The sequence below is a fragment of the Bartonella sp. AP331QHHD genome (assembly GCF_042195905.1).
Classification (GTDB): Bacteria; Pseudomonadota; Alphaproteobacteria; order Rhizobiales; family Rhizobiaceae; genus Bartonella.
Genome location: NZ_JBHIPG010000063.1, coordinates 1 through 5,909, shown reverse-complemented (window position 1 = coordinate 5,909; position 5,909 = coordinate 1). Strand labels below are relative to the sequence as shown.

General features: G+C 38.4%; 6 protein-coding genes. 1 reads left to right on the top strand and 5 read right to left on the bottom strand.

The genetic code is table 11. The annotated features are described in order from the left end of the window. Window positions 1–548 precede the first annotated feature (548 nt). Window positions 549–872, top strand: a complete 324-nt coding sequence (locus ACFIMS_RS07995; RefSeq protein WP_375613621.1) for a hypothetical protein — start codon at window positions 549–551, stop codon at window positions 870–872. Window positions 873–1,811: 939 nt separating this feature from the next. Here ACFIMS_RS07995 and ACFIMS_RS07990 read toward each other — a convergent pair. The 5 genes from ACFIMS_RS07990 to ACFIMS_RS07970 all read right to left on the bottom strand — a co-directional run bounded on the left by ACFIMS_RS07990 (window position 1,812) and on the right by ACFIMS_RS07970 (window position 5,486). Continuing rightward, entirely contained in the window at window positions 1,812–2,975 is a 1,164-nt protein-coding gene (locus ACFIMS_RS07990; protein ID WP_375696594.1) for a DUF6990 domain-containing protein, read from the bottom strand. Between the two features lie 12 nt (window positions 2,976–2,987). After that, a complete protein-coding gene (locus tag ACFIMS_RS07985) occupies window positions 2,988–3,362 on the bottom strand; it encodes a hypothetical protein (protein ID WP_375696593.1) in 375 nt (124 codons plus the stop codon). A gap of 353 nt (window positions 3,363–3,715) precedes the next feature. After that, on the bottom strand, window positions 3,716–3,922 hold the full coding sequence (locus tag ACFIMS_RS07980) for a hypothetical protein (protein ID WP_375696592.1): 207 nt from the start codon (window positions 3,920–3,922) through the stop codon (window positions 3,716–3,718). Window positions 3,923–4,057: 135 nt separating this feature from the next. Continuing rightward, entirely contained in the window at window positions 4,058–4,636 is a 579-nt protein-coding gene (locus ACFIMS_RS07975) for a hypothetical protein (RefSeq protein WP_375651397.1), read from the bottom strand. Between the two features lie 301 nt (window positions 4,637–4,937). After that, complete coding sequence (locus ACFIMS_RS07970; RefSeq protein ID WP_375696591.1) at window positions 4,938–5,486, bottom strand: hypothetical protein; 549 nt, start codon at window positions 5,484–5,486, stop codon at window positions 4,938–4,940. Window positions 5,487–5,909 lie beyond the last annotated feature (423 nt).

Below are 5,909 nucleotides of genomic sequence, written 5' to 3'. Positions count from 1 at the left end.
GATGCACTCTAGCCCTCAAAAGAGTGCATCCTTCCCCTCAAGGGATACCGCCAAACCCTCATAAGGCAGTATCCAATCCATAAGAGGATGCACCCTAGCCCTCAAAAAAGAGTGCATCCTTCCCCTCAACGGAGACTGCCAAACCCTCATAAAGGCAGTATCCAATCCATGGAAAAGATGCACTCCGCCTTCAATAGAGTGAATCCTTCCCTTCAAGGGTTTTACTCAATTTTCATCGCATCTCATTTTTATGAACCCTCATTTTTATGAATCCTTGGTCAAAGGCACAAAAAGAAGTTTGCTAGCAACTATTGTATCACCCACCTTATGGGATTCCACTTGCCTACAGAGCTTTCAAACTTTTTTACGCCTTCATAAAATCGAATCTGAAAGAATTCATTAAGGCAATTAAGAGTAAATTTTGTCAAAATATAGACAAAGTTTATTCTTTTTTGTGATTGTTGTATTTTTACTATAGTTATTTAAATCGAATTTATATATGATACGTATCGATATTTATTTATCGAAATAAATATAGGAGAAAAACTATGAATATCAGATATTTTTTCATAGCTGGGGCTATTACAAGTGGTTTAGCTCTCGCGATTCAAAAATCTGATCGTATAGTCAATAAACAACCCTCTCCTATTGTTGCTCCTTATACTATTGAGAAAACAAATTTACAGTTTGTTAAACAAGTAAGGGACACATCGGATACATTGAATATACTGAGAGTCAGTAATAGAAGCGCATCAGAACAAGCATCAATCAACGATATATACGATAAAGCAGAAAATTTATTGAATGCAATAGCTGGTTTTTTAGGATCACTTATTATATATTTCGTACAACTTGTTGCTACTAGAATATAAGATACAAAAAGTTCTTAAAGTAAGGTTATATACATTTTGTATATATTGTAAAATTTAAATAAAAAGGCCCTTTATAAAATGGGGCCTTTTTTAGTTTAATTTTTCCTTTGTTTTAGTTTAGTTTTTATTGTGTTTTTATTTTTATTGGCCAAATATCATCGCCTTCAAAAATGCCATTTTTACTTGTCTCACATCTCAAATGACAAAGGCTCTAACTCCCTAGGGCTCTAACTCCCTAGCTTCGCTCCCATAGCGCTTTCGTTAATAAGGGTCCGCAATCTTCTTGTTCTTCCCAAAAATTCTTCTGTTTTCAAGAAAATGACCATGCATCCCCTACGTCATCGAATTGGCTTCCAGATCTCCATGAAGCAGACTGAAAAACACAAAAACACCATAACTTTTTATATCAATATCACCATACTGAAACACTGTTGAAGCTTAACAAGCGCTGCTTCATTGGCAAGGACTTCTTAGAAAGACAAAAAACACCTCAAAGGCAAAAGAGCTTAACACTGCTCAAAAATGCCATTTTTTGCCTTCCTCTCACCTCAAATGACAAAGGCTCTACCCCCTAGCTTCCCTCCCATAGCACTTTAGTCAATAGAGCTTCCCCCATAGCGCTTTAGTCAATAGAGCTTCCCCATAGCGCCTTTAGTCAATGGAGCTTCCCCTCATACCGCTTAAATAAGCAATGATTTATGAGAATTTTCTAACAAAACAACAAAACCATCTTAAAGAAGAGAGTAGAATTTATAATTGATTTTTCTCCTCTATTCTTGAGGATCAAGCCATTTCCAGTCTATTTTTTAAAATCTTGGCTATTATTCTTGATTTTTCGAACCCTTTATTTTGCTCTGGTAAAAAAGGTGTGAAAGCGTCTCAATCATGGCGCTTTCACATCTTTTAAATAAAAGTGCTTTTCTTCAACAGGAGAATAAACTAATCAATTTTTATATCCATAAATGCGATTTTACCATCTTTAATATAAGTAATATCAGGAGCATGTTTTACCCCCTCTGCTTCAAACACGAACTGTTCATCACTCACCCCTTCAAACCCTTGTTCCCTTAATTCTTGTTTTTTCTCCTCGACTAATTTTTTATGCAAAGCGCGTTTTTGATTACACGTATTAGGAGATCTTACTCTAAAAAGCTGATAGTCCATGGCTATGGACCACTTCTCAGCAACCCGTTCCAGTAGATCGTAACTGAACTTTCCTTCTCTTTTCACTTCTTGAGCAATCACCATCGCGCGTTCCAAATGAACTTTTTCAATGGTTTCATCAAAGCCAAGCTTCTCCCCTGCCGTAAAACTTTCGTCATAAGAAGCTAAAGTCTCAACATCGCCCAGCAAGGCAAGAGCAGCAAGATGCAGCAAAGCATAAGGTGCGAGCTCTATGTCATCATCCGTTGCCCAAGATAAAGAATCTTTTTCCCAAGGGGGAATACCATATTGAGAGCGAAACATTTCATGCAAAGAATCATCTTCCATTGTCCATTTTAAAGTTTTATCGAGTGCTTTCTTTAAAAGCTGGACGCTCACTTTTTCTTCAAAAATTTCCAATCCATTGGGTACAAAATTCATAAATACCGTTGGCACAACCCCAGAATTATGCGGATTAATCGTCTGACAAGCCGCCGCAAAAATACCGCTCATAATTAAAAGTCCGCGATCAAAAGGCGAAAACTCTTCCACTCGTTTCTCGTTATAAAGAAACTGCACTTCGCGATCTGGTAAAAAGAGGGTTGCCAAATAATCTCCCTTTCCCTCGATTTCCACCGACCATCCCAAGCTTTTTAAAAGCCCTGTTGCACTTTCTATCGTGAGAATTTCATCATCATCATAATCGGCAGAGAACTCTTTTTCCTTTAGTTGCAAACGCCTCTTCTGCACCACGGCTTCATCTTTCCAAAACTGCTGCGTTGCAAGATCATTTTCTTTAAGCACTCTTTCCAGCGCGCCTTTCACTTGAAAATTCATTTTCATCCGTTTGAAGACAGAGGTATAAAGAGCTAAAACAAGCATGATAATGATCATGCAAATAACAATAAATACCCAGAACTCGGGATCTAATAGAAATACGGCTATAGGATCAAAGTTCATGTTCCCCCCTCACTATTTACACAACCCGTGCGACAGAGAGCTTATGTGCTCTCGCACTGAGATTGCTTCTTCTAGTTTCTGAATATTTTTTCGCAACTCACCCGTCACTTTGGTGCGAAGCCGTAACATAACCGGAATAAAAATAATAACACAAACCGTTATGATGTCCGTTGTTTTAAAGAGAACGGCATGCACAACATATTGCCACCCTGTCAGCTGCCAATTCAATACACCTGGTATTTCTAGAACCATTTTCCACATGATAATGAGAACCGCAATAGCAAAGATAATTTTATAATCCTTTGCTGAGAGCAACACGTGCTGGAGCGAAAAAGAATGCGCTCCTTTATGCGTTTCTTGCTCTGATGCCCAATTTTGCTCCTTCATGTATTCCCCTCTCACTCTTTGAAAAGACCCCGTGTGACAGAGAGCTTATTTGCTATCACACAGAGATTGCTTCTTCTCGTTTCTGGATCTTTTTTTCCAATTTACGCATTATGATGATGCAAAACCCAAATATCACCGAAATCAAGAAAAGTACACAGGCCGTTATGGCTTACGTCATAATAAAAATAATAATATTCCTGCTACCTTGCCACCCTCTTACCTTCCTCACATTGCAAACAATAAAGATTTTCAAACCACACCAATCTGTAAACAATAGTCACAATTCAGCTTTTTCTTCCCAAAAATTCTCCTATTTTCAAGAAAATGACCCTGCAGCCCCACTTCAATAGGATTCATTTCAAAGCTTGAATGAATAAGGCTCCTAAAAATACGAAAACAACCCATATACCGCGCACCCCTACGAGCAAAACCGTTCCTTCCTCACGCCTCAAACGATAAAGTAAGTCCCAAGCGCTCACTCTAGGCTCTAAACCCCACGGGCTCTTATTCCCTTTAATCAACACTGATCCATAATCGGCTTTTCTTCCACTCAATGCCACCCAACACTGCTCCTTAGAGCAATGTTTACGGACACCTCATGAAAGAGCACCAAAAAATATCAGAGGCAAAATGGTATAGAGAGCAATCCCTATAAAGGCTGAATCTCTCATAATTTCTTCATTATTTTTTCCCTCTCATGACTTCTCAAACGCTGTATCCTGTTCTTGCAAGACGTTTTTCAGTTCTTTTCTTAAACAGCGATACGTTCTCACCTGCTTAAAGACACCATAATAAAGTTGTAAAATCATCATAGGAATACAAGCAACCACCAATGTCACGCACATAAGCACGAGACCGAATATTGTAACAAGAATATCACTCCATTTTTCTCTATCGCCTTTTTTATACCAATCCTTTTGATCGGTTATTTTACCCCGTTGCTGGTTTATTTCTTTCAATTTTTGAGTATTTTTTCTCAACAAAAGCCACAATGTTATGAAGAGTATGTACAGAACTGGAAACAAGACCCAAACACACACTGTAATAACTTTCCAAAACGCATACAGAGAGAGAAAAAGAGGTGTATCCCACCACCCTGTCAAGTTCTCTTGGCTACCCAAAGATGAGAGAAAGAAAATCCTGTTGCACAACTCAATAATGAGCGAGAGGAACCAAATGACAACATGCTCTCGCACAGAAAAATAATCTTTCCCAAAAAAATAGCGTAGTTCATTATAAAATGCTGAATAAAATTCTGACTTTTTCCCCTTCATTGCTCTTCCTTTTTTTATGAAAAATGCATTTCTTTATCTCATGCCCGCTTTTTTAAGAACCACGAAAAGTGCGATGCATGGCGCTTTCCTTATTTTTAATAACCCCCCCCCCAACTTTCTAAAAGCGCGGTTGCTCTTCCCAATGATTAAGAGCATCCTCCTCATTACAAACGAAAATAGGCTCTCTTCTTTGTCTGATGATTTTCCAACCATTCATCCTCCCCTCTTCTTGTGTCACGAGAGCTTCTAAACATTGCCTCTTACCCCTCACGATAGCTACAAAAGCGCCTTGTCACTCTCTTTATCTTACGCGTTTTAGTAGCCGTCTCATTCTACGATACTTTCTCACCTGCTTAAAGACACCATAATAAAGTTCTAAAATCATCATGGGAATACAAGCAACCACCAATGTCACACACATAAGCACGAAAACAAATATCATGACAAGAATATCACCCCTTTTTTCTCTATCGCCTTTTTTATATCGATCCTTTTGATCGGTTATTTTACCCCGTTGCTGGTTTATTTCTTTCAATTTTTGAGTATTTTTTCTCAACAAAAGCCACAATGTTATGAAGAGTATGTACAGAACTGGAAACAAGACCCAAACACACACTGTAATAACTTTCCAAAACGCATACAGAGAGAGAAAAAGAGGTGTATCCCACCACCCTGTCAAGTTCTCTTGGCTACCCAAAGATGAGAGAAAGAAAATCCTGTTGCACAACTCAATAATGAGCGAGAGGAACCAAATGACAACATGCTCTCGCACAGAAAAATAATCTTTCCCAAAAAAATAGCGTAGTTCATTATAAAATGCTGAATAAAATTCTGACTTTTTCCCCTTCATTGCTCTTCCTTTTTTTATGAAAAATGCATTTCTTTATCTCATGCCCGCTTTTTTAAGAACCACGAAAAGTGCGATGCATGGCGCTTTCCTTATTTTTAATAACCCCCCCCCCAACTTTCTAAAAGCGCGGTTGCTCTTCCCAATGATTAAGAGCATCCTCCTCATTACAAACGAAAATAGGCTCTCTTCTTTGTCTGATGATTTTCCAACCATTCATCCTCCCCTCTTCTTGTGTCACGAGAGCTTCTAAACATTGCCTCTTACCCCTCACGATAGCTACAAAAGCGCCTTGTCACTCTCTTTATCTTACGCGTTTTAGTAGCCGTCTCATTCTACGATACTTTCTCACCTGCTTAAAGACACCATAATAAAGTTCTAAAATCATCATGGGAATACAAGCAACCACCAATGTCACACACATAA

Excerpts from the sequence above, each read along its gene's own strand:
- ACFIMS_RS07995 (WP_375613621.1), top strand. The coding sequence starts at position 549 with ATGAATATCAGATATTTTTTCATAGCTGGGGCTATTACAAGTGGTTTA.
- ACFIMS_RS07990 (WP_375696594.1), bottom strand. The coding sequence starts at position 2,975 with ATGAACTTTGATCCTATAGCCGTATTTCTATTAGATCCCGAGTTCTGG.
- ACFIMS_RS07985 (WP_375696593.1), bottom strand. The coding sequence starts at position 3,362 with ATGAAGGAGCAAAATTGGGCATCAGAGCAAGAAACGCATAAAGGAGCG.
- ACFIMS_RS07975 (WP_375651397.1), bottom strand. The coding sequence starts at position 4,636 with ATGAAGGGGAAAAAGTCAGAATTTTATTCAGCATTTTATAATGAACTA.
- ACFIMS_RS07970 (WP_375696591.1), bottom strand. The coding sequence starts at position 5,486 with ATGAAGGGGAAAAAGTCAGAATTTTATTCAGCATTTTATAATGAACTA.